Annotated in this window: 2 protein-coding genes; both read left to right on the forward strand. The window is 45.5% G+C overall.

The features are described 5' to 3' along the window. Nucleotides 1-1,046 (forward strand): restriction endonuclease subunit S (locus BQ7314_RS06425; protein WP_245394928.1); only part of this gene is annotated, 1,046 nt, incomplete at its 5' end. Nucleotides 1,047-1,062: 16 nt separating this feature from the next. After that, nucleotides 1,063-1,194, forward strand: coding sequence for a hypothetical protein (locus tag BQ7314_RS15910; RefSeq protein ID WP_280953868.1), 132 nt, complete (start codon nt 1,063-1,065; stop codon nt 1,192-1,194). Nucleotides 1,195-1,199 lie beyond the last annotated feature (5 nt).

Below are 1,199 nucleotides of genomic sequence, written 5' to 3' on the forward strand. Positions count from 1 at the left end.
CGGTGAAACCTTACGAAAAGTTGGTTCCTAGATATTGTTATCATTGGCTCCAAAGTATGCAACAACAGTTGCATGAAATGCAAAGTGGTGGTGGTGTTCCCCATGTTTATCCACGAAACATTTCACCACTCCAAATCCCAATACCCTGCCCAAACAACCCTGAGAAATCGCTGGCGATCCAAGCGGAAATCGTCCGCATCTTGGACACCTTCACCGAGCTTACAGCCGAGCTTACAGCCCGAAAAAAGCAATACAACTACTATCGTGAGCAACTCTTTACTTTTGATGAAGGCAACGTTGATCATCTACCTATGGGGTCGGAAGGCGTTGGTAAATTTATTAGAGGCGGCGGATTACAGAAGAAAGATTTTACTGAAGCGGGGGTTGGCTGCATCCACTATGGTCAAATTTATACGCATTACGGCACATATGCCGATAAAACAAAAACATTTGTTTCAGAAGAGTTCGCAAAGAAAGCACGCATGGCTAAGTCAGGAGACTTAGTTATAGCAACAACAAGTGAAACAGATGAAGATGTCTGTAAGGCTGTTGCTTGGATAGGCAATGAAAATATCGCGGTAAGTAGTGATGCTTGCTTTTATACGCATAGCTTAAATCCTAAATATGTAGCTTACTTTTTTCAAACAGAGCAGTTTCAAAAACAGAAAAGAAAATATATTACTGGTGCAAAAGTAAGGCGGGTCAATGCTGATAGTTTGGCTAAAATGTTGATCCCTGTTCCATCGCCAGAAGAACAAGCCCGCATCGTCGCCATCCTCGACAAATTCGACACCCTAACCAGTTCAATCAGCGAAGGTCTGCCACGGGAAATCGAACTGCGCCAGAAGCAATACGGCTATTACCGCGACTTGTTGCTGAACTTCTCACCACCCCGTCAGGCTACGCCTGCCACCCCTCCAAAGGAGGGGAATAACCCCACCACCCCTCCAAAGGAGGGGAATAACCCCACCACCCCTCCAAAGGAGGGGAATAAGTGTATACCTAGCCGCAATAGTAATTCCCCTCCTCTGGAGGGGTGCCCGTAGGGTGGGGTGGTCCTTTATGAGAAAAACAAAAGCCTACAAAGCGCTTCCTTACAATCCCGCATTAAAAGATAACGCTAAAGCGCTACGTAAAGCCGGAATATTGCACGAAGCCTTGCTTTGGCTTGAGTTAAAAAACAAAAAGCTGTAAAAGAA

Source organism: methanotrophic endosymbiont of Bathymodiolus puteoserpentis (Logatchev), assembly GCF_900128525.1.
GTDB lineage: Bacteria > Pseudomonadota > Gammaproteobacteria > Methylococcales > Methylomonadaceae > Methyloprofundus.

What these genes read in the sequence shown, in the direction of transcription:
- BQ7314_RS15910 (WP_280953868.1), top strand. Translation starts at nt 1,063, where the DNA reads ATGAGAAAAACAAAAGCCTACAAAGCGCTTCCTTACAATCCCGCATTA.